This is a genomic window from Serratia symbiotica (assembly GCF_000821185.2).
Lineage (GTDB): Bacteria > Pseudomonadota > Gammaproteobacteria > Enterobacterales > Enterobacteriaceae > Serratia > Serratia symbiotica.
The window spans coordinates 1696391-1716808 of the sequence record NZ_CP050855.1; the positions used below are offsets into that span (position 1 = coordinate 1696391).

General features: G+C 53.0%; 21 protein-coding genes, 1 pseudogene and 1 other annotated feature. Of the genes and pseudogenes, 14 read left to right on the plus strand and 8 right to left on the minus strand.

Annotated features, from left to right (window positions below):
- Positions 1-226 precede the first annotated feature (226 nt).
- The 3 genes from purC to dapA all read right to left on the minus strand — a co-directional run bounded on the left by purC (position 227) and on the right by dapA (position 3063).
- Positions 227-940, minus strand: a complete 714-nt coding sequence (gene purC / locus SYMBAF_RS08460) for a phosphoribosylaminoimidazolesuccinocarboxamide synthase (RefSeq protein ID WP_040265036.1) — start codon at positions 938-940, stop codon at positions 227-229.
- Between the two features lie 172 nt (positions 941-1112).
- A complete protein-coding gene (gene bamC / locus SYMBAF_RS08465) occupies positions 1113-2165 on the minus strand; it encodes an outer membrane protein assembly factor BamC (protein ID WP_040265035.1) in 1053 nt (350 codons plus the stop codon).
- Between the two features lie 16 nt (positions 2166-2181).
- Complete coding sequence (dapA, locus tag SYMBAF_RS08470; RefSeq protein WP_040265034.1) at positions 2182-3063, minus strand: 4-hydroxy-tetrahydrodipicolinate synthase; 882 nt, start codon at positions 3061-3063, stop codon at positions 2182-2184.
- A 235-nt stretch (positions 3064-3298) separates the two neighbouring features.
- On the opposite strand from dapA, the gene bcp reads away from it, so the two are divergent.
- The 3 genes from bcp to arsC all read left to right on the plus strand — a co-directional run bounded on the left by bcp (position 3299) and on the right by arsC (position 5738).
- A complete protein-coding gene (gene bcp / locus SYMBAF_RS08475) occupies positions 3299-3766 on the plus strand; it encodes a thioredoxin-dependent thiol peroxidase (protein WP_006708759.1) in 468 nt (155 codons plus the stop codon).
- Between the two features lie 143 nt (positions 3767-3909).
- On the plus strand, positions 3910-5364 hold the full coding sequence (gene bepA / locus SYMBAF_RS08480; RefSeq protein ID WP_040265033.1) for a beta-barrel assembly-enhancing protease: 1455 nt from the start codon (positions 3910-3912) through the stop codon (positions 5362-5364).
- 20 nt (positions 5365-5384) lie between these two features.
- Complete coding sequence (gene arsC / locus SYMBAF_RS08485; RefSeq protein WP_040265032.1) at positions 5385-5738, plus strand: arsenate reductase (glutaredoxin); 354 nt, start codon at positions 5385-5387, stop codon at positions 5736-5738.
- Between the two features lie 212 nt (positions 5739-5950).
- Here the strand turns inward: arsC and hda are convergent, their stop codons facing one another.
- Positions 5951-6652, minus strand: a complete 702-nt coding sequence (hda, locus tag SYMBAF_RS08490; RefSeq protein WP_040265031.1) for a DnaA inactivator Hda — start codon at positions 6650-6652, stop codon at positions 5951-5953.
- 406 nt (positions 6653-7058) lie between these two features.
- Between hda and SYMBAF_RS08495 the strand changes: the two genes are divergently transcribed.
- Both SYMBAF_RS08495 and SYMBAF_RS08500 read left to right on the plus strand, forming a co-directional pair.
- Entirely contained in the window at positions 7059-7574 is a 516-nt protein-coding gene (locus tag SYMBAF_RS08495) for an E3 ubiquitin--protein ligase (RefSeq protein WP_040265030.1), read from the plus strand.
- 32 nt (positions 7575-7606) lie between these two features.
- Positions 7607-7855: a GlsB/YeaQ/YmgE family stress response membrane protein gene (locus tag SYMBAF_RS08500; protein ID WP_040265029.1), complete on the plus strand. Its 249-nt coding sequence runs from the start codon at positions 7607-7609 to the stop codon at positions 7853-7855.
- Positions 7856-7889: 34 nt separating this feature from the next.
- Here the strand turns inward: SYMBAF_RS08500 and SYMBAF_RS08505 are convergent, their stop codons facing one another.
- The 3 genes and pseudogenes from SYMBAF_RS08505 to eco form a co-directional block, all read right to left on the minus strand.
- Positions 7890-8540, minus strand: a complete 651-nt coding sequence (locus SYMBAF_RS08505) for a DUF421 domain-containing protein (protein ID WP_040265028.1) — start codon at positions 8538-8540, stop codon at positions 7890-7892.
- A gap of 535 nt (positions 8541-9075) precedes the next feature.
- Positions 9076-9300, minus strand: a pseudogene (locus tag SYMBAF_RS08510) (IS3 family transposase); the annotation flags it as partial.
- Between the two features lie 306 nt (positions 9301-9606).
- A complete protein-coding gene (gene eco, locus SYMBAF_RS08515; protein ID WP_040265026.1) occupies positions 9607-10110 on the minus strand; it encodes a serine protease inhibitor ecotin in 504 nt (167 codons plus the stop codon).
- A 512-nt stretch (positions 10111-10622) separates the two neighbouring features.
- Between eco and ybjG the strand changes: the two genes are divergently transcribed.
- The 3 genes from ybjG (at position 10623) to SYMBAF_RS08530 (ending at position 13962) form a co-directional block, all read left to right on the plus strand.
- Positions 10623-11228 carry an undecaprenyl-diphosphate phosphatase gene (gene ybjG, locus SYMBAF_RS08520; protein WP_040265025.1) on the plus strand — a complete coding sequence of 202 codons (606 nt, stop codon included), beginning with the start codon at positions 10623-10625 and terminating at the stop codon, positions 11226-11228.
- 525 nt (positions 11229-11753) lie between these two features.
- A complete protein-coding gene (locus SYMBAF_RS08525; protein ID WP_040265024.1) occupies positions 11754-13052 on the plus strand; it encodes an HAAAP family serine/threonine permease in 1299 nt (432 codons plus the stop codon).
- 253 nt (positions 13053-13305) lie between these two features.
- Entirely contained in the window at positions 13306-13962 is a 657-nt protein-coding gene (locus SYMBAF_RS08530) for an HAD family hydrolase (RefSeq protein ID WP_040265023.1), read from the plus strand.
- 102 nt (positions 13963-14064) lie between these two features.
- Here the strand turns inward: SYMBAF_RS08530 and SYMBAF_RS08535 are convergent, their stop codons facing one another.
- The gene (locus SYMBAF_RS08535; RefSeq protein ID WP_040265022.1) at positions 14065-14889 is read right to left on the minus strand and encodes an SDR family oxidoreductase; all 825 of its coding nucleotides are present in this window, start codon (positions 14887-14889) and stop codon (positions 14065-14067) included.
- Positions 14890-15253: 364 nt separating this feature from the next.
- Between SYMBAF_RS08535 and hisL the strand changes: the two genes are divergently transcribed.
- The 6 genes from hisL (at position 15254) to hisH (ending at position 20414) form a co-directional block, all read left to right on the plus strand.
- Positions 15254-15301 (plus strand): his operon leader peptide, encoded by a 48-nt coding sequence (gene hisL, locus SYMBAF_RS08540; RefSeq protein ID WP_146226740.1) that lies wholly within the window; start codon positions 15254-15256, stop codon positions 15299-15301.
- Positions 15277-15401, plus strand: a sequence feature (His leader region). (Overlaps the previous gene by 25 nt.)
- 71 nt (positions 15402-15472) lie before the next feature.
- Positions 15473-16372: an ATP phosphoribosyltransferase gene (gene hisG, locus SYMBAF_RS08545; RefSeq protein WP_040265021.1), complete on the plus strand. Its 900-nt coding sequence runs from the start codon at positions 15473-15475 to the stop codon at positions 16370-16372.
- A gap of 4 nt (positions 16373-16376) precedes the next feature.
- A complete protein-coding gene (gene hisD / locus SYMBAF_RS08550; protein ID WP_040265020.1) occupies positions 16377-17684 on the plus strand; it encodes a histidinol dehydrogenase in 1308 nt (435 codons plus the stop codon).
- Positions 17681-18760, plus strand: a complete 1080-nt coding sequence (gene hisC / locus SYMBAF_RS08555) for a histidinol-phosphate transaminase (RefSeq protein WP_040265019.1) — start codon at positions 17681-17683, stop codon at positions 18758-18760. The genes hisD and hisC overlap by 4 nt, the downstream gene beginning before the upstream one ends.
- Complete coding sequence (gene hisB, locus SYMBAF_RS08560) at positions 18757-19824, plus strand: bifunctional histidinol-phosphatase/imidazoleglycerol-phosphate dehydratase HisB (RefSeq protein WP_040265018.1); 1068 nt, start codon at positions 18757-18759, stop codon at positions 19822-19824. Before hisC ends, hisB begins: the two co-directional genes overlap by 4 nt.
- Complete coding sequence (gene hisH, locus SYMBAF_RS08565) at positions 19824-20414, plus strand: imidazole glycerol phosphate synthase subunit HisH (RefSeq protein ID WP_040265017.1); 591 nt, start codon at positions 19824-19826, stop codon at positions 20412-20414. The genes hisB and hisH overlap by 1 nt, the downstream gene beginning before the upstream one ends.
- The last annotated feature ends 4 nt before the right edge of the window (positions 20415-20418 follow it).

Sequence of the window (20418 nt, forward strand, 5' to 3'; positions counted from 1 at the left end):
CATTGTTGTAACACAGGCAGCGCGCAACAACTGGCACGTACATGGAATACGTGAGTATGGTGAACACTGCCCAAATGCAAAATGGCAAATAAAATAGCCTAATGGAATAGGTTCTTAGCCTGTGCTGGTTACCAATGTTGTGTAGCTTCTTGATATCCAGTGATACCGCCGGGAAACATTAATGTTCGGGCGATCCGGCCAGATCGCCCGTAGGGCAGGCAGAGGCTTAGCCCAGCTTCACGCCGATGCGCCGAGCCACTTCTTCGTAGGCTTCGATCAGGCCGCCTAAACTCTGACGGAAACGGTCTTTGTCCATCTTATCGAGGGTGGTTTTGTCCCATAGGCGGCAACCATCTGGCGAGAACTCATCACCCAGTACCACTTCGCCATTGAACAGACCGAACTCCAGCTTAAAGTCAACCAGGATCAGGCCCGCATCGTCGAACAGCTTGCTCAGCACATCATTGGCTTGGTAGCTCAGTTCGCGCATGCGCGCCAGATGCGCTTTGCTTACCCAGCCAAAGGTCTCGCAGTACGATTCGTTGACCATAGGATCATGCATAGCGTCATTTTTCAGAAACAGGTCAAACAGCGGCGGAGTCAATACCTGGCCTTCTTCGATGCCAAGCCGCTTTACCAGTGAACCGGCTGCACGGTTGCGGATCACGCATTCGACAGGCACCATCTCCAGCTTCTTTACCAACACTTCATTGTCGGAGAGTAGATGCTCCATTTGGGTCGGGATGCCAGCTTCTTGCAATTTGTTCATGATGAAATGGTTGAACTTGTTGTTCACCATGCCTTTGCGAGCGAACTGTTCGATGCGCTGACCATCCAGTGCTGACGTATCATTGCGGAACGCCAACACCAGTAGATCGGGATTTTCGGTGGTGTAGACGGTTTTTGCCTTTCCACGATACAGCTCAGCTAGCTTTTGCATCTCACTTACTCCAATGATGTTGCCCCGTCATCTTTCAGGCGGAGGCCAGAAATGCACGGGTAGAAAATTGACCTAAAGAATTCTTTAGCATGATACCGGGCTATTGTGCCAAACCTGCCACGCAAACGATACCGTGCTAACCAAACAAAAAGGAGCCAAGGCTCCTTTTTGTTTATTTACTGCTGGTATGACTGAATGCAGACTGGAATGCTGCTACCAACCCGTCGTTTTGCGACTGGGTCAACGGCCTGCCCTTAGCATCGATAAATTGCAGGCTAGTGCGGTTGTTCAGGTCACCGACTTGCAGCTTGTAATTCCCTTTAGCCAGTTCAGGCTCCTTGACACCCAAGGCATCCCAATCGCTGCGGCTCAACGTTTTGTAGGAGACGGCCACGCTGCCCTGCGGGCGGTTGCGGTCACCCACTTTCATCCCCAGTTTCTCCAGCGCTGCCGGCAGGCGATCCCACACCACAGTGTAAGGGCCGCGCACCACTAACATTGGCAGAGCGGTGTCATCAGCACCGCTCTGCACGTCCAGCTCGCCGAAACGGCTCGCCGACTGCCTGCTCGCCAGGTTGTCCTGCTTATCCAAAGCTTCGATGATGGTGTTCATCATCACACCATTGTAGCGTTGGATTGCAGATAGATCGCTCTCTGGAGCGGTTTTACCTTGCTGCTGTAGGCCGACGCTTTTCACCACCAGCGCCTGCTGGTAACCCTGCTGCTGCACGCTGATCTGGTAGCGGCCTTGGTACTGGCTGTCTTCATCCAAGCGGTTCCACTTCACCCAGTCAGTGGTCAAGGTTTGAGCGGCATCCTGGCGTGAGGCGATAGTGATCTGTTTTGCTTGCAGCATGCTGACCACGCGCGACCACAGGTGTTGGTTCTGCGGGCTGTTTTCCAGCAGCAGCGTGCCGCTATCACCGTTGTATTGTGCGTGTGAACCACTCAGTAGTGCCAGAGGCTGCACCGGTGGACGAATATCTAGCTGCTTGCCAACACTGCCTTTCAACGTGATAGCTGGCACCTCATAGTTGCCGCTTTGCACCGGCAAGATCATGCCAACCGGCGCGTTCAGCGCTTTGAGCGGTACGGCGTCAAGATACGCCTCGTCGCCACTCACTTGGCGTTTGTAGCGCTGATCGCTGCTACAGCCCACCAGCATCATAACCAGCGAGAGGCCAACGACTTTTGCTACCGTCGATTTTTGCAATGAATAAGCCATTAAATTTCCTTTAGAGTTACAGCAAACCGGCGCTTTTCAGCGCGCGTTCCACTACCGGACGGGCGGCGTCACTCAACGGCGTCATCGGCAGACGCAGCGTATCGGTTGCCAATAATCCCAGCACCTTACAGGCCCACTTCACTGGAATCGGGTTTGCTTCTACAAATAAATCCTGATGCAGCGGCATCAAATGCTGATGCAAGCGGTGTGCTTTCGCAAAGTTGCCTTGTGCCGCCAACGCACAAAGCTGTGCCATTTCACGCGCGGCCACGTTAGCCGTAACAGAAATAATCCCTTTGCCACCCAATTTCATGAAGTCCAGGCCACTGGCGTCGTCGCCACTCAGCAGGATGAAATCTTCATCATCAACCTGCTGTTGGATCTGGCTGACACGGCTTAAGTTTCCTGTCGCCTCTTTAACAGCAACAATATTGTTGATTTTTGCCAGCCGCGCGATAGTCGGGGGCAGCAGATCACAACCGGTGCGCGAGGGTACGTTATACAGAATCTGCGGCAGCGCCGTGCTTTCGGCGATCGCCTTGAAGTGCTGGTATAGCCCTTCCTGAGTCGGCTTATTATAGTATGGCGTCACCGTCAGGCACCCCACTACCCCCGTATCGGCAAAGCAATGGGTAAGCGAAATGGCTTCAGCCGTGGCGTTAGCACCAGTACCGGCGATCACTGGAATGCGGCCATCGGCCAGTTCCAGCGTCTGCAATACCACGTCAATATGCTCGTCGTGGGCAAGCGTTGCGGACTCACCAGTAGTCCCAACGGAAACAATAGCCGCAGTTCCACTGGCTACATGATAATCAATCAGTTTTTTTAGGCTCGCGCGATCAACAGTACCTTTATTGTCCATCGGCGTAACCAGAGCAACAATACTTCCCGTAAACATTGACCGTCCTCTCCACAAACAAGTCATTCATGGTACTTTTGCTGCCTATCCAAAAGCAAGTAAACAACCGTCTTGTCAGCGCTTGGCAGGCGGTTTTTTTTATGTTTACCTTGATAAACCCATTGAGTTAAGAATTGAGCAAGCCTGTCATCGTCTATATACAGAATTAAACGCACAAGGCAATATTAGCGTTATGAACTATCGACAGCACGATGAGTAAAGAGGGAGTACCGACATGAACCCATTAAAAGTTAACGATATAGCGCCAAAATTTAGTTTGCCTGACCAAGACGGCGAGAAAATTAATTTGTCCGATTACCAAGGACAACGTGTACTGATTTATTTTTACCCCAAGGCGATGACGCCAGGCTGCACCGTGCAAGCCTGCGGGCTGCGGGATAACATGGACGAGTTGAAAAAGGCCGGTGTTGAGGTGCTAGGTATCAGTACCGACAAACCGGAAAAGTTGTCACGTTTTACTGAAAAAGAGTTACTCAACTTCACGCTACTGTCTGACGAAGATCATCAGGTAGCGCAACAGTTTGGCGTGTGGGGTGAAAAAACCTTTATGGGCAAAACCTACGATGGTATTCACCGTACTAGCTTCCTGATCGACGCAACAGGCAAGGTTGAGAAAGTGTTTAATAATTTCAAGACCACCAATCATCACGATATCGTGCTGAGTTACCTGCAACAACAGTGATCCACACGAAGCGTGGCAGTTCGCTGCGTTTCAACACACTTTTGCGCGGATTGTACTGGTGAGTGCGGCATACGAAGAAGAACGTTTGTCCGATACTAACGTATTGAAAAAATTAAATATTTATTTAACGGAAGTCCCTGGCGATGACCATTCAGTTAACCAAAACAGCGATAGCAGTACTGTTGCTCGCTACGTTTTCCGCCCCTCCACTGGCGAAGAGCCATGATCAGCTACCTGACATAGGCACCTCCGCTGGCGGCACGCTGAGCATCGGTCAAGAGCGGGCGATGGGCGACTTCTATGTGCGCCAGCTACGCGCCAGCGCGCCTTTAATCCATGATCCGCTGCTGACGCAATACATCAACCAACTGGGTAATCGGCTGGTGGCTAGCGCCTATTCGGTACGCATGCCCTTCCATTTTTATCTGGTACGCAATGACGAGATCAATGCCTTCGCCTTCTTTGGCGGCAACGTCGTGCTACACTCCGCGCTGTTCCGCGTCAGCGATAACGAAAGCCAACTGGCTTCGGTGCTGGCACACGAAATTTCACACGTTACCCAACGCCATTTGGCGCGCGCGATGGAAGACCAGCAGCGGCAGGCTCCGCTGACTTGGGTCGGTACGTTCGGCTCCATTCTGCTGGCGATGGTCAGCCCTACCATGGGGATGGCGGCACTGAGCAGCACCCTGGCCGGCACCCAGCAAGGCAGGATCAGCTTTACCCAATCAAATGAACAAGAAGCCGACCGCATTGGCATTCAGGTGTTGCAACGCGCTGGTTTCGATCCGCAGGCGATGCCCGCTTTCTTACAGAAGCTGTCGGATCAATCACGCTATGCGTCTAAACCGCCGGAAATGCTGTTGACCCACCCCTTGCCGGACAACCGTCTCGCCGATGCACGCAACCGCGCTAACCAAATGCCGAAGCATCTTATACAGTCCTCGCAGGACTACCTGATGGCTAAGGTGCGTTCGCTTGGCATGTACAGTACTGAAGGGGCCTTGACCGATGAACAACTTAATACCTACAGCCAAGGCAACGTGCGCGAGCAACTGGCCGCCAAATACGGCCATGCCATCCTGTTATATGAAGCGAAAAAGTACGATGAAGCACGCCATATCCTCCAGCCAATGTTGGCGCAGAACCCGAAAAACCTCTGGTTACTCGACCTGATGGTCGATATCGATATCGGTCAAAAACGCGCAGCGCAAGCTATTGCCCGTCTGGAAGCTGCCAACACCGCGCAAAGCAATAATGTTGTGCTGCAACTTAACCTGGCCAACGCTTATGTTGAAGGCAACCAACCCGCCATGGCGTCGAAAATGCTTAACCGTTACACCTTTGATCATCCGAACGATCCGAATGGCTGGGAACTGCTGGCGCAGGCCAGCGCCGCCCAAGGGCTGCGCGATGAAGAGTTGGCGGCTCGCGCCGAGAGCCTGGCGCTGACCGGCAAGCTAGATCAAGCTATCGGCCTGCTCAGCAACGCCAGCTCGCTACAGAAGCTCGGTAGCCTGAAACAGGCGCGCTATGATGCGCGTATCGACCAACTGCGCCAGTTGCAACAGCGCTTCCGCCAATACCAACGACACTGATTTCATCAGGAATAAAAGCCATGAAGCACGTGACTATTTATCATAACCCACACTGTTCTAAGAGCCGCGAATGCTTGGCGCTGCTGAAGCAGCGTGGCGTTGATGCCAACGTGGTACTGTACCTGGAAACGCCGCCATCTGGCGATGAATTGCACAACCTGCTGAAAGCACTGGACTTCCGCTCCGCACGCGATCTGATGCGCAAAAAAGAAGATTTATACCAGGAATTGAAGCTGGCAGACACCAGCTTGAGCGAACAGCAGTTGCTCACCGCGATGACGGAATACCCAAAGCTCATCGAACGCCCTATCGTGGTCGCAGGCAGCAAGGCACGCATTGGCCGGCCAGCAGAGCAGGTGCTGGAGATTTTGTAATTTCAGCAGTTCTGATTGCCTGCGATTATAATAATACCCCTGATTAGGGCTACTTCGCTTACCCCATGTCACCTGGATGGGCATTTCGTGCAAGCAATGGGCCGCATCAATGGCACTTTGCGCGCTCAGCGCGTGCCTATGATGAGCATCGGGTCTAGGCTGAAAACCCCCGAGCTGCACGCCAAACAATTGACCCATGCCTTGCGCTGCTGCTACAGCCCTAGGGTTTCTTTGACGAACGGGATGGTCAGCTTGCGCTGGGCGGTGATTGAGGCATGATCGAGCTGATTCAGGGTCATGAACAACGTGCGCATCTCGCGATCCAGCCGCTTCAACAGAAAACGCCCCACGTCTTCTGGCAGCTCGAAGCCGCGCAGTTTGCCACGCAACTGTAAGGCCAGCAGCTTTTCTTCATCCGATAGCGGCTGCAACTTATAAATCTGTCCCCAGTCTAGGCGCGAAGCGAGATCCGGTAGGTATAGATTCAACTGACGCGGTGGCCGATCGCCGGTAATAAACAGCCGCGTGTGGCCGGTTTCCAGAATGCGGTTGTAGAGGTTGAAAATCGCCATTTCCCACGCTTCATCGCCAGCGATACACTCAATATTATCGATGCACACCAACGCCAACTGTTCCATGCCGTCCAACACTTCAGGCATAAAATAGGTGCGCTTATCCAGTGGCACGTAACCCACGGCTTCACCGTGCTGTGAAAGTTCGGCGCAGGCCGCATGCAACAGATGGCTGCGCCCCCCCCCCTCACGTGACCAAAAATAGATATAGCTGCCATGCTCTTGGCACACGGCTGATCGGATGGCGGCAAGCAGGGATGGGTTCTCTCCCGGATAAAAACTGTCGAAAGTCTCATCATCGGGGAGATAAAGTGGCAATGAAAGCTGTGCCGGCGTATTCAGAAAAGTACCTCAACCAAAACAGGCAGGAAAACACGGCCAGTTTAACACAGAAAATCAGCGCTGTTGAACCGGCAGGATTTAGAGCCTATACCAGTAAGCGTACAGTGTTGCAGCCCCTTTGGATACAGACAGCACGCAACAACCGGCGGAAACATGGAGTCCGTGAGGAGGGTGAGCACTGCCCAAGTCCAAAATGGCGAATAAAATAGCCTAGTGGGATAAGTTCTTAATGCCACAATCACAATGGTAAATGATGCTTCACCACTATTTAATTAAAAAAAATCTTATATTGGCAACTAACTCTCTGCCACAACAGGCGAAATTTGTCATTTAATCAAGATCTGTCCTAATATTAAGAAGGTAAAACGCAATCACCATCAACAAAGTTTCTTAGAGGATACAGACGATGAAAATTTGGAATAAAGTGCTTTTAGCCTCCATTATTACATTGCTGGTTGCTGGCTGTGATGACTCGTCCAAGGCTGACGATAACTTGGATAAAGCCAAGGACAGCGCCGAACAAATGAAGGATGCCGCAGAGCAAAAAGCGAAAAATCTGACAGATAAAGCACAAACCACCGCTGATGAAATCAAAAAAGAGGCCGCCACTCAGGCTGATCAGTTGAAAGACAAAGCATCGGCCATTAAGGATGAGGCAGACAAACAGGCTGGCGCTATCATCGATGACGCCGAGGCCAAGGCTGGCTCCATCAAAGACGAGGTCAGCAAGCACAGCCAGCAGTTGGTCGACCAGGCTCAGGCGATCAAGCATGATGCGATCAGTGGTGCCAACGATCTGGCCGAGCAAGCTAAGACGAAAACCGAGTCTCTTAAAAACAGTGCTGAAAATAAAGCGGAAGAATTGAAGAGCAATATCGACGCAGCACATAACCATCATGCGCCGTCCGATACCCAACAGTAATCATGATTCAGCAACAATGAAAGGAGCGGTAAATGGGGATTATTTCCTGGATTATTTTCGGCCTGATTGCCGGTATTTTGGCTAAATGGATCATGCCGGGCAGAGAAAACAGCGGCTTTATCCTAACCATAGTATTGGGGATCATCGGTGCGGTAGTGGGTGGTTATATCAGCACCATCTTCGGCTTCGGCAAAGTTGACGGTTTCAACTTCGGCAGCTTTATGGTCGCGGTTATCGGTGCCATCGTGGTGCTGTATGTTTATCGCAAAATCCGTAGCTAATGCTATTCGGGGGGCGTTCAGCCCCCCTACTTGTCTATTTTATAACCCTGCCATCATTCAGAATAAATACTATCCGGCCATCCCAGAACTCAGCAATAAAAATATCTTCCGGCGCGATCTGGTGAGCCTCTATTTCCTGCTTCAACCACGCTTCATCCTTGTCAATTTCCTTTAGCTCATAGGTTCTGGGCTTACCGTCTTTCATCACGATCACCGAAGGCAGACGATGCCCTTCACACACCACCGTGACCTGGCCGTCCGGTTCAATCTGTGCGTAGTTAATCTCCTGAAAAGCATGAATACCCTGGGCATGCAGTTGTGATGAAAGATTCAAAATATCAATTTTGTTTTGCTTGGTCAGAATATTTTCCATCACGAAGCGTCCATTCTTGATGATTGGAATCGGGTTGCCGATGGTGACCGAACGGAAGATATGGTAATGCTTGCTGATGGCATTCAACAATGAGATCAGCCCCACCCCAATTAATAGCACAATCACATATTGATGAATCGGTATGCTATCACTGTAAATCACCCCGCCAATGATCCCCCCCAGCACAAAGTTGCCGATAAAATCGACCGGGCTCATCTGCGACAATTGGGTTTTGCCTGATAGGTTCAGGTGAGTGATGACAATAGCAAAGCCAATGACAAACTTAAGCAAAACGTACCCGTAATAATCCATACTTATCTCCTCACCCGTTCAAACAGTTAACGTTAGCCATTCGGCTACTATAACTGTATCGCAAATAGACGAAACCGGTGGAACATGCGTAATAAAAAGCCACCTTCGGCTACCTTGGTGCATAATTTCTACTCATCGAGCGCGTCGATCTCCGCCTCTTATTTACCAATGAGCGCTTTTTTGCATTTTAATGCTCTGCTTTACGCAGCAGAATAATATTTTATGTATGACGATAGATCGCCAATGGATTTGGCAGCAAGAGCATGGCAAATAGAATCAGCAACCGATTTGAACAATACATTGCGCTGGGTTGCAGGCTGAACCTCAAAAATGAGGTTCATTAATCTCCAGGAACTTGTACCCGTCAGTGACTAGGGTGAGCGAGGATAGCTAACCCCCTCACCGCCACAATGGCGAGTTATCGCTTTGTAAATACGTAGAGTAGTGGAAAGAGGCTATGCGGGTGTCCTGATTTTGTGAGCCACTGCGTAGCGTTACTTTGGCAGGAGGGGGACGGACGATTTCCTGGACTGATTTATTGTGTGATCGCAAACTGATGCCGATACATTTCCAGACTGACTGCACCTAACGACAGTTTAATACGTCGTTCGTTATACCACCGGATGTCAGTATCCACACGCTGCACGAAGTTTTCCAGCGCCACGTCTGACCACTCACGGCCGTAATACATTTCATTTTTCAGTCGGCCGAAGAACCCTTGGCACGCCGCATGATCCGGCGAATAGCCCTGGTGTGACATCAAGTGAGTACGTTTCTCCTAGGGCATCAACGAGTTAAGCGCTGTTGACGGCCATTTAAACACGCAGCACGCCACAGGCCGTAAGGGTTGGTGACCAAATAAGCGGCTCGCCACCCAGCACCTAAAGGTGTGGATCAAAAAGCCCATACTCCGCGTTGTCGGGGTTGTACATAGGCCCTGCACCTTCCGCCTAATTTCCGGCTTTTGGCTCTGCGTCGCCGCCACGGTCAATTTCCAGACACGTCTAGCGGTCTCAGCATCAAACAACTTTACCCATGTTGTCCTATTGGCAACATACCGCGCTGATTACTTAGGCTCCGCCTGGCTGACGGTGTCTGCTGCTTTCCAGATGCGGTATTTCACTTCTACGTCTTTTGGCACGTAAACCACGATCGGCAGACGGCTGTTGTAACGCTGCATCGCGTCATCGCCTAGCATTGCGGCGATGAATTTCTTCGTCTTAGTGTGATCTGGGCAGGCCATTAAGGTGGAAACCGGTGCGGACAGTTTCTCCAGCACCAGATAGTCATAGCCCCATCCGGGGAGGGTTTTGCTTTCTAGCGTACCGCCCATCCGGCGACGGTTGCAATCCACTGACAACGTTTTACCAATCAGCAGTTCAACCTGGTAATTTTGTTCATTTTCTTGCTTCGGCAGGAAAATTACTTGTCGGCTCATGCCTTTTTCAGCTTGTGGGTATGGCGCGATTTTTTCCAGTGGCTGCTTGCTGATATCGATATCTTTTGCAGCAAGGGCGCTGACGGAAACAGCCATCAGCAAGCCGGAGAATATAACAGAGGTCTTGTTCATAGTTTTATTCCTACGATTTACCAGATAACCCATCTATAAATTAATACACTACCGCTAGCCCCGCCACAGGTTTCATCTTTTTACAATGGGTGATTGTCAGTAAAAATTGGCAGATATTGTCGATCAGTCGGCACCAGGAAATGAATCATATGGCATAAGTCTGCCTCGTGAGTCGCCGTCATCGAGCCAGTGCGTAAGTTCGACACCACTCATTAAGAACCTATCCCATAGACCATTTTATTTGCCATTTTGGCCCTGGGCAGTGCTCACCCTCCTCACATGCTCCCTGTACCCGCCGGTTGTTGCACGCTGTCCCTGTGCAAACTGGCTGCAACAATGTACGCCTACTGGGATAAGCTTTAAATAAAGTATTAACAACATGCCCAAATAAGAGTACCTGACTTTACTCCTTGATTGTATCCTTTTAGAATTGAAAGGTTTTATCCTACGGGTTATCGGCAGGTCGGAGGGTTTGGCCTGGTCAATTGGCAATTAATGGGACGGTAAAGGTTTTGGATCAGTTGAATTATCTTCTTTTCGCCTGGGTCAATGCCAGCCCAGCGTCTTCCAAATGGCTTCTCGACGTCGCCACCTTTCTGGCGCGCGATGCGATCGCCCTAGTGCCACTGTTGCTCGTCGGCTTATGGCTGTGGGGGCCGCAAAGCCAACTGATATCACAACGTGAAGTGGTAGCCAAAACGACAATTGCGCTGTTATTTGCTATGCTTGCCGCCGCTGCCATCGGCAGGCTGCTGCCGCACGAAAGGCCGTTCGTCGCTGGCATCGGCTATCTCTTCCTGGCGCACGCGCCAGACAGTTCCTTTCCCAGCAATCATGGTACTGCCATCTTTACCTGTGCGCTGGCATTCCTATTCTGGTATCAGATCTGGCTCGGCGGGCTGCTGATGATCGTCGCGATGGGCATCGCCTGGTCACGCGTCTATCTCGGCGTACACTGGCCATTAGACATGGTCGGTGGTTTCCTGTTAGGTCTGGTCGGCTGTCTGCTTGCCCAATGGGTATGGAACCTGTTTGGCGACTTTATCGCTGCCCAACTGACGCGTCTGTACCGTTTCCTGTTTATCTTCGCCATCCGCAAAGGTTGGGTGAAAGCATAGCTGTACAACGTAACAAAAGGGGTTACTGTCCGCTGTTTATCACACCCAACCCGTAGTGAATTGAATTAGGCGCGGCTACTCCTGTCGCCAAATCATCCGCTATGATGCACTCCCCTATAAAACCATTCAAAAGCAATGAGATGCATAGAGCCTTAACTAAAATTCAACGTGACTTGCATCACTAAACCCAATTAATTTGGGTTTTTAGCTAGATCATAAATCACTCTTAAAATATATTGCTTGGCTGATTTGGCGAGCAACGCTTTACCAGGTTACTGATTGACCACATCGGATCAACCTACCGTTGCCTAGAGGTGCTTTCAGCACAACATATTGCACCAACCCACAGCACAGGCATGAAAAACTGATAAAAAGGTAGATAACTGCCCACATCGCGCATTTGAAATGCAGTATCACCGTTGTTTCTACTGTAAATCAACATTTTACCGTCGAACATCATCTGATATTGCGTATCACCATAGGCGCTCTTACCCTTAAATTAACGTGTTCACTTCGGAGATATTTATGGACACTACACAGACCAGCCCCCTTGCCTCTGCGGCTTCTCGCTCCACCAGCGCCTGGCGTAAAACGGACACCATGTGGATGTTGGGCCTGTATGGCACCGCCATCGGTGCCGGCGTACTGTTCTTGCCAATCAACGCAGGTATCGGCGGTTTGATTCCCCTGCTGATCATGGCTGTCATCGCCTTCCCAATGACCTTCTTTGCCCACCGTGGCCTGTGCCGTTTCGTTTTGTCCGGTAAAAACCCCGGTGAAGACATTACTGAAGTGGTGGAAGAGCATTTCGGCATCAGCGCAGGCAAATTAATCACCCTGCTGTACTTCTTCGCTATCTATCCGATCCTGCTGGTTTACAGTGTAGCAATCACCAACACTGTTGATAGTTTCATCGTCCACCAGTTGGGTATGCCCTCACCGCCTCGCGCCCTCCTGTCGCTGATGTTGATCGTCGCTCTGATGACCATCGTGCGCTTCGGTGAACAAACCATTGTGAAAACCATGAGCATCCTGGTATTCCCGTTTGTTGCCGTGCTAATGCTGCTGGCTCTGTACCTGATCCCTCACTGGAGCGGTGCTATCTTCGAGAACGTTTCACTGTCTGGCTCCATCAACACTATCGGCGATGGCCTGCTCATAACCCTGTGGCTGGCGATCCCGGTCATGGTATTCTCTTTCAACCACTCACCGATCATCTCTGCCTTTGCGGTCGCCAAGCGTGAAGAATACGGTACAAACGCCGAGAAAAAATGTTCAAGCATCCTGGCTTACGCACATATTATGATGGTGCTGACCGTGATGTTCTTCGTGTTTAGCTGCGTGCTGAGCTTGTCGCCGGAAAACCTGGCGGAAGCCAAAACACAGAACATTTCGATTCTGTCGTATCTGGCCAACCACTTTAACAACCCGATGATCGAGTACATTGCACCGATTATCGCCTTCGTCGCCATCACCAAATCCTTCCTCGGTCACTACCTGGGCGCACGTGAAGGCTTCAACGGCCTGATAACCAAATCGATAAAAAACCACAACAAAACCATCAGCACCACCAAGCTGAACCGCATTACCGGCATCTTCATGTTGGTGACCACCTGGCTGGTCGCTACCCTGAACCCCAGCATCCTGGGCATGATCGAAACCCTCGGTGGCCCGATCATCGCCATGCTGCTGTTCCTGATGCCGATGTACGCTATCCGTAAAGTGCCCGCCATGCGCAAGTACCGCGGCCACATCAGCAATCTGTTTGTGGTTGTGATGGGGTTAATCGCCATCTCCGCTATCTTGTTCAGCCTGATCGGCTAATCACTTTTGATAAAAAATTGCTGCGGCTATCAGTAGAGATTGAGGATGCAAATGATCTGATCGCCGATTTGCAGCAAGTGCTAGTGGCGTCAATCAGCCGCTCAGTAAGTGGTGTGACGCACTCGGTGATGCATACCTGCAACCTTGTAGCGCCTGCTTAATTTCATCCTTTCACCGGTGCCGTGGGTTAGCAACGTGCGATATACGCTAGTCTGTATGTGGCCCCCTTCACTGACCTGACGGAGAAACACTGATGAATTTAGCCTTATTCGATCTGGATGAAACCCTAATTGACACTGACAGCGCCAGCCTGTGGATCCGCTGGCTGGTTGCTCAGGGGGTCGCACCGGCAGAGCTGGAATTGCAGGAACAGCAACTGATGCAGCTCTATTATCAGGGCAAGCTATCAATGGAAGATTACATGCGTGCCACGCTGGCACCGCTGATCGGCCTGAACACCCAGACGGTGGCCGGTTGGGTGCAACGCTATATCCGTAGCGATATCCTGCCGCGCGTTTACCCCGCCGCCCGCCAACGCCTACAGTGGCACCGCGAGCGTGGTGACTACATTTTGGTGATTTCTGCTAACGGCGAACATTTGGTGGCACCGATCGCCGAACAGCTCGGCACAAAGGGTGCGCTGGCGATCGGCGTTGAGGTGGTCGATAACTGCTTTACTGGCAATACCTACGGCACCCTGACCTATCAGCAGGGCAAGGTTATCCGCCTACAGCAATGGCTGGCGCAGCAGCCAACGCTGAAGTTCGAACAAAGCTACGGCTATAGTGATTCAATTAACGACCAGCCGATGCTGCAATACGTCGATAGCGCTACGGTGATCAACCCCAGCAAAGAACTGGGCGCGCTGGCGGCAGAGCACGGTTGGCAGGTGTGCCGCTGGCAACGCTGAGCAGACAAGAAACGTTAGGCTGTGTCCGGCAATTGCCTGTGAACCAGTGTCGGACGATGACGGGACACCGCCTAAGCTCCTATTCCATTAGGCTCTAAGTCATTAACTGACCGGCATACGCGCGGGATCGGGGTGCTGGTACTCAAACCCCAGTTCGTCGCAAATACGGCTGCCATCCACTAGCCGTGCGCCCTGCTCCGCTTCGTCGGCAAACTGCGGCGGTTCCAGATGTAGCTGTTGCGCCATCACCGGGTAGAAATCCTGCCTGGCGGGGTGGTTCGGCGCGCACAGATTATACACATGCCCCCCCTTCGGTAGTTTCAGCAGCCGTTGAATTGCTGCCATCACATCATCTTGATGCACCAAGTTGACCCCCTGCGATCCCCCCTTGACATCAATTTTGCCCGCCAGGAAACGGCCAGGATGACGATCAGCTCCCACCAATCCCGCTAACCGCAGAATGTCTACCGAGGTGTGAGGCAGTTCATGCAGCCAGCGTTCCAGTTCGGCCAATACTCGCCCCGATGGCATGTTCGGTCGTAGCGGCGAATCCTCGCGTAGTATGCCGACGGTTTCGCCATATACCGAGGTAGAACTAATGAAAATCACTCGCGGCACACCGCTGGCCATCGCGCTGTCCACCAGTATACGCACCGCGTTGCAGTAGTTCTCGCTGCCTGCAATGCTGCGCCGGGCGGGCAACGTCACCACCAGGGCATCAACGCGCAGCAGCGAGTCCAAATCGCCCGGCTCGCAGAGCAGTTCCGGTGTCAGCACCAACTGATAACATTCAATGCCACTCATGCGCGCGGCCCCGACGCCGTCCGGCGTGGTTTTGCTGCCTACCACCTCATACCCACAGCTCATCAGCGACAAGGCCAGCGGCATGCCTAACCAACCCAAACCTATAATGGCTACCTTTTTCATCGTCTTCCTTTCTTGTGATCGCCGCATGTTAAGGCTATGCCACGCGGTATGGCGACACAATTCGCGCTCTCCCTTAGAACCTATCCCATTAGGCTATTTATTTGCCATTTTTGACCTGGGCAATGCTCACTATCTTCTCATACTCCCTGTACGCGCGGGTTGTTGCGCGCTGTCCTGGTTCAAATTGGCTGCAACAATGTGCACCTACTGGGATAGGCTTTTCGGCTAAATTATGTTTAGCTAATAATCCAACCGGTTTCAATAAATTAAATTTATGCCGGTAAAAAAGGGTTGCATGATAGCTGGCGAATAGTTTAGTTTGTTCAGCAATTCAGCTTATTGCGATCTATACAGAGAAAACATTATGACACGCGTTCAGTTCAACCACCCTCATCACCATCACCCTGGCTAGTCTTTCAGGCGATGTGTGCTGGAAGATAGTTTTTTAATCTTCCAGTGGCGCGCAGAACGCAAGAGAAGCCCCCGGAAGAAATCTTCCGGGGCTTTTTTTTGGCTCAGGATAGACAGAAAATAAAAATTTTTAGATAAATTTCATGAAATTACAACTTAGACAGAGGTTACCATGCTGGACAAAACACGGTTACGCCTAGCCATGCAGAAATCGGGCCGCCTGAGCGAAGGATCTCAAGAACTACTGGCGCGCTGCGGTATCAAAATCAATCTGCAACAGCAACGCCTGATCGCCTTCGCGGAAAATATGCCGATCGATATCCTGCGTGTACGCGATGACGATATCCCTGGCCTGGTGATGGACGGCGTGGTCGATCTGGGCATCATTGGTGAAAACGTGCTGGAAGAAGAGCTGCTCAATCGCCGCGCCCAGGGCGAAGATCCGCGCTATCTCACCTTGCGCCGCCTGGACTTCGGCGCTTGCCGTTTGTCGCTTGCTACCCCGCTCGACAGTGAATATATCAACCCACAAAGCTTACAAGATGCCCGTATCGCCACCTCGTACCCTCACCTACTAAAGCAGTACCTCGACAAGCAAGGCGTGCGCTTCAAATCCTGCCTGCTAAACGGTTCAGTCGAGGTGGCCCCCCGCGCGGGCCTGGCCGACGCTATCTGTGATCTGGTCTCCACCGGTGCCACATTGGAAGCCAATGGCCTGCGTGAAGTAGAAGTGATCTACCGCTCCCAAGCCTGCTTAATCCAACGTGATGGCGCAATGCCAGAAAACAAACAGCAACTTATCGACCGTCTGATGACGCGTATTCAAGGGGTGATCCAAGCACGTGGATCCAAGTACATCATGTTGCATGCGCCCAGTGAACACCTAGACGATATCGTCGCACTGCTGCCGGGTGCTGAACGCCCGACCGTTCTACCGTTGGCCGGCGCGCAGAACCACGTGGCGATGCACATGGTCAGCAGCGAAACCCTGTTCTGGGAAACCATGGAAAAACTGAAAGCGCTCGGTGCCAGCTCCATTCTGGTATTGCCCATTGAGATGATGATGGAATAAAGCCATGTCGAACTTTAATACCCTGATCAATTGGGCGCAGTGTAGCGACGACCAGCGCAGCGCACTGCTGATGCGCCCGGCGATCTCCGCCTCCGACAGCACCACCCGCTCAGTGCGCGAGATCCTCGACAACGTGCAGGCCAACGGCGACCAAGCGCTGCGCGAATACAGCGCCCACTTTGATAAAACCGAGGTCGATGCGTTGCGCGTCAGCGCCGCACAGATCGCCGCCGCCAGCACACGGCTGGGCGAGGAGATCAAGCAAGCGATAGCGGTGGCTATTGCCAATGTAGAAACCTTTCACCATGCGCAACAACTACCAAGGGTCGATATTGAAACCCAGCCCGGTGTGCGTTGCCAGCAGATAACCCGGCCGATCGATTCGGTCGGGCTGTATATTCCCGGCGGCTCGGCCCCGCTACTCTCCACCGTATTGATGCTGGCGATACCGGCGCGCATCGCTGGCTGCCACCGGGTGGTGCTATGCTCGCCGCCGCCGATTGCCGATGAGATCCTCTATGCCGCGCAACGGTGTGGCGTGCAGGAGGTATTTCAGATCGGTGGCGCACAGGCGATCGCCGCCATGGCTTTCGGCACCGATTCCGTGCCACGGGTGGCGAAGATCTTTGGACCGGGTAATGCCTTCGTCACCGAGGCCAAACGCCAGATCAGCCAGCGGCTGGACGGTGCGGCGATCGATATGCCGGCTGGTCCTTCCGAAGTGCTAGTGATCGCCGATGCCGGTGCCACTCCAGCGTTTGTCGCTGGCGATCTGCTGTCACAGGCCGAGCATGGTGCGGACTCACAAGTGCTCCTGCTGACACCCGATGCCGCGATGGCGCAGGCAGTAGCCGATGCAGTAACACACCAATTGGTCGGGTTGCCGCGTGCGGAAACCACCCGCCAGGCATTAGCCCACAGCCGTTTGATCGTGACACAAGATTTGGCACAATGTGTGGCGATCAGTAACCAGTACGGCCCTGAGCACCTGATCATTCAGACCCGTAACGCCCGTGATCTGGTGGACAGCATCACCAATGCCGGCTCGGTGTTTCTCGGCGACTGGTCGCCGGAATCTGCGGGCGATTATGCTTCCGGGACCAACCACGTATTGCCGACCTACGGCTACACCGCGACCTGCTCTAGTCTGGGGCTGGCGGACTTTCAGAAACGCATGACGGTGCAGGAGCTTACCCCACAGGGCTTGATGGGTCTGGCCACCACGATTGAAACGCTGGCGAGCGCCGAGCAGTTGATCGCCCACAAAAACGCGGTAACTCTGCGTGTCGCTGCCCTAAAGGAGCAAGCATGAGCATTGAAAACCTGGCGCGTACCAACGTTCGCGAGCTGACGCCTTATCAATCGGCGCGCCGCCTCGGCGGTAGCGGTGATGTGTGGCTGAATGCCAATGAATACCCCATTGCCCCAGCGTTCCAACTGACCGCACAGACCTTCAACCGCTACCCGGAGTGCCAACCAGCACAGGTGATTGAACGCTACGCCGCTTATGCCGGGGTGAAAAAGGAGCAGGTGCTGGTCAGCCGTGGTGCCGATGAAGGCATCGAGCTGCTGATCCGCACTTTCTGCCAGCCCAGCAAGGACGCGATGCTATTCTGCCCGCCGACCTACGGCATGTATGCCGTTAGCGCTGAGACTTGCGGCGTGGAGCGGCGCATGGTGGCGGCAAAACAGGATTGGCAGTTAGATTTGCCAGCCATCGCCGACAACCTGGACAACGTGAAGCTGGTCTACGTCTGCAACCCAAACAACCCGACCGGCAACCTGATCGACCCCGACGATCTGCGCCGCCTGCTGGAGATGACCAAAGGCAAGGCGATCGTTGCCGTTGACGAGGCTTATATTGAGTTTTGTCCGCAGGCCAGCCTGGCTGGCTGGCTGAGCGACTATCCGCACCTGGCTTGCCTGCGCACCTTGTCGAAAGCCTTTGCGCTGGCCGGTCTGCGCTGCGGTTTTGTCCTCGGGAACGAAACGTTGATCGCCCTGCTGCTGAAGGTGATCGCACCTTATCCACTACCGACACCCGTGGCTGATATCGCCACTCAAGCACTGAGCAGCGAGGGGATCGTTTTGATGCGTCAGCAGGTTAGCGAGATTGCAACCCACCGCCGCTGGCTGCAACAGGCACTGCAAAACTGCGCTGGCGTAGAACAGGTGTTCACCAGCGACAGTAATTATTTGCTGGTGCGTTTCACCGCTGCACGTCAGGTATTTAACCATCTGTCGGCTCAAGGCATTATCGTAAGAAACCAACATCAACAGCCTGGATTATCCGGCTGCCTGCGCATCACCATAGGCACCCGTGACGAATGCCAACGCCTGGTTGACGCGCTAACCACCGCCAATGAGACTTGCCAGGAGCGAATGTGAGCCAAAAAATCCTCTTTATTGACCGTGATGGCACGCTGATTGCCGAGCCACCGGAAGACTTCCAGGTCGACTGCCTGGACAAGCTGGCGTTGGAGCCAGAGGTGATCCCTGCGCTACTGACGTTGCAACAGGCGGGCTATCAGTTGGTGATGATCACCAACCAGGATGGGCTGGGTAGCGCCCGTTTCCCACAGGAATCCTTTGATCCGCCACACCATCTGATGATGCAGATCTTCCGTTCGCAGGGTATCCACTTCGCCGATATCCTGATCTGCCCGCACTTACCAACAGACAACTGTGACTGCCGTAAGCCGAAAACTGCGCTGGTGAGGGGCTATCTCGAAGCGGGCGTGATGGATAGCACCTACAGCTACGTGATTGGCGATCGGCTAACCGATATGCAGTTGGCGGAAAATATGGGCATCCAGGGGCTACGCTACCAGCGTGAAACGCTGGGCTGGAAAGCAATCATTCGCCAGTTGACCCAGCGTGACCGCCATGCCCAGGTTAACCGAGTCACCAAAGAGACGCAGATCGAGGTCAATGTCTGGCTGGATCGTGAAGGTGGCAGCAAGATCAAAACTGGCGTCGGCTTCTTCGACCACATGCTAGACCAGATTGCCACCCACGGTGGCTTGCGCATGGATATCGACGTCAAAGGCGACCTGTATATCGACGATCACCACACGGTGGAAGATACCGGTCTGGCGCTCGGCGAGGCGTTGAACAAGGCACTGGGTGATAAACGTGGCATCGCGCGCTTCGGCTTTATGCTGCCGATGGATGAATGCCTGGCGCGCTGCGCGCTAGATATTTCCGGCCGCCCACACCTGGAGTATAAGGCCGAGTTCAGCTACCAGCATGTCGGCGATCTCAGTACCGAAATGGTCGAGCATTTCTTCCGTTCGCTGTCCTACACCATGGGCTGCACGCTGCACCTGAAAACCAAAGGTAAGAACGACCACCACCGGGTGGAAAGTCTGTTCAAGGTGTTTGGCCGCACGCTGCGCCAGGCGATCCGCGTTGACGGTGAGACCTTGCCAAGCTCAAAAGGAGTGCTGTGATGAAGGTGGTGATCCTAGATACCGGCTGTGCCAACCTGTCTTCTGTCATCTACGCAGTACAGCGTTTGGGTTACCAGCCGAAAGTGAGCCGCGTTCCAGAGATCGTGCGGCACGCCGACAAGCTATTGCTGCCCGGTGTGGGCACCGCACAGGCGGCGATGAACCAATTGCAACAGCGCGCGCTGATTGACTTGATCAAAGCCTGCTCCCAGCCGGTGCTGGGCATTTGCCTCGGTATGCAACTACTGGCGGCAAGCAGTGAAGAGAACGGCGGCATCAGCACACTGGGCATCATCGACACCCCGGTAAAGCAAATGGCTGACTACGGTCTGCCATTGCCGCATATGGGCTGGAATCGGATCTCTGTGCAGGCGGGACACCCGTTATTCCGTGGCATCAAGGACGGTGCCTATTGCTACTTTGTTCACAGCTATGCGATGCCGATATGCCCAAGCACCATCGCCCAAGCCAACTACGGCGCACTTTTCAGCGCCGCCGTGCAAAAAGACAACTTCTTCGGCGTGCAGTTTCATCCAGAGCGTTCTGGAAAAACCGGCGCACAATTGTTGAAAAACTTTCTGGAGATGTAAGCAG

Excerpts from the sequence above, each read along its gene's own strand:
- SYMBAF_RS08535 (WP_040265022.1), bottom strand. The coding sequence starts at position 14,889 with ATGAAAAAGGTAGCCATTATAGGTTTGGGTTGGTTAGGCATGCCGCTG.
- SYMBAF_RS08530 (WP_040265023.1), top strand. The coding sequence starts at position 13,306 with ATGAATTTAGCCTTATTCGATCTGGATGAAACCCTAATTGACACTGAC.
- arsC (WP_040265032.1), top strand. The coding sequence starts at position 5,385 with ATGAAGCACGTGACTATTTATCATAACCCACACTGTTCTAAGAGCCGC.
- bcp (WP_006708759.1), top strand. The coding sequence starts at position 3,299 with ATGAACCCATTAAAAGTTAACGATATAGCGCCAAAATTTAGTTTGCCT.
- hisG (WP_040265021.1), top strand. The coding sequence starts at position 15,473 with ATGCTGGACAAAACACGGTTACGCCTAGCCATGCAGAAATCGGGCCGC.
- SYMBAF_RS08525 (WP_040265024.1), top strand. The coding sequence starts at position 11,754 with ATGGACACTACACAGACCAGCCCCCTTGCCTCTGCGGCTTCTCGCTCC.
- eco (WP_040265026.1), bottom strand. The coding sequence starts at position 10,110 with ATGAACAAGACCTCTGTTATATTCTCCGGCTTGCTGATGGCTGTTTCC.
- hisH (WP_040265017.1), top strand. The coding sequence starts at position 19,824 with ATGAAGGTGGTGATCCTAGATACCGGCTGTGCCAACCTGTCTTCTGTC.
- SYMBAF_RS08500 (WP_040265029.1), top strand. The coding sequence starts at position 7,607 with ATGGGGATTATTTCCTGGATTATTTTCGGCCTGATTGCCGGTATTTTG.
- bamC (WP_040265035.1), bottom strand. The coding sequence starts at position 2,165 with ATGGCTTATTCATTGCAAAAATCGACGGTAGCAAAAGTCGTTGGCCTC.
- SYMBAF_RS08505 (WP_040265028.1), bottom strand. The coding sequence starts at position 8,540 with ATGGATTATTACGGGTACGTTTTGCTTAAGTTTGTCATTGGCTTTGCT.
- dapA (WP_040265034.1), bottom strand. The coding sequence starts at position 3,063 with ATGTTTACGGGAAGTATTGTTGCTCTGGTTACGCCGATGGACAATAAA.
- bepA (WP_040265033.1), top strand. The coding sequence starts at position 3,910 with ATGACCATTCAGTTAACCAAAACAGCGATAGCAGTACTGTTGCTCGCT.
- hisC (WP_040265019.1), top strand. The coding sequence starts at position 17,681 with ATGAGCATTGAAAACCTGGCGCGTACCAACGTTCGCGAGCTGACGCCT.
- hisD (WP_040265020.1), top strand. The coding sequence starts at position 16,377 with ATGTCGAACTTTAATACCCTGATCAATTGGGCGCAGTGTAGCGACGAC.
- SYMBAF_RS08495 (WP_040265030.1), top strand. The coding sequence starts at position 7,059 with ATGAAAATTTGGAATAAAGTGCTTTTAGCCTCCATTATTACATTGCTG.
- purC (WP_040265036.1), bottom strand. The coding sequence starts at position 940 with ATGCAAAAGCTAGCTGAGCTGTATCGTGGAAAGGCAAAAACCGTCTAC.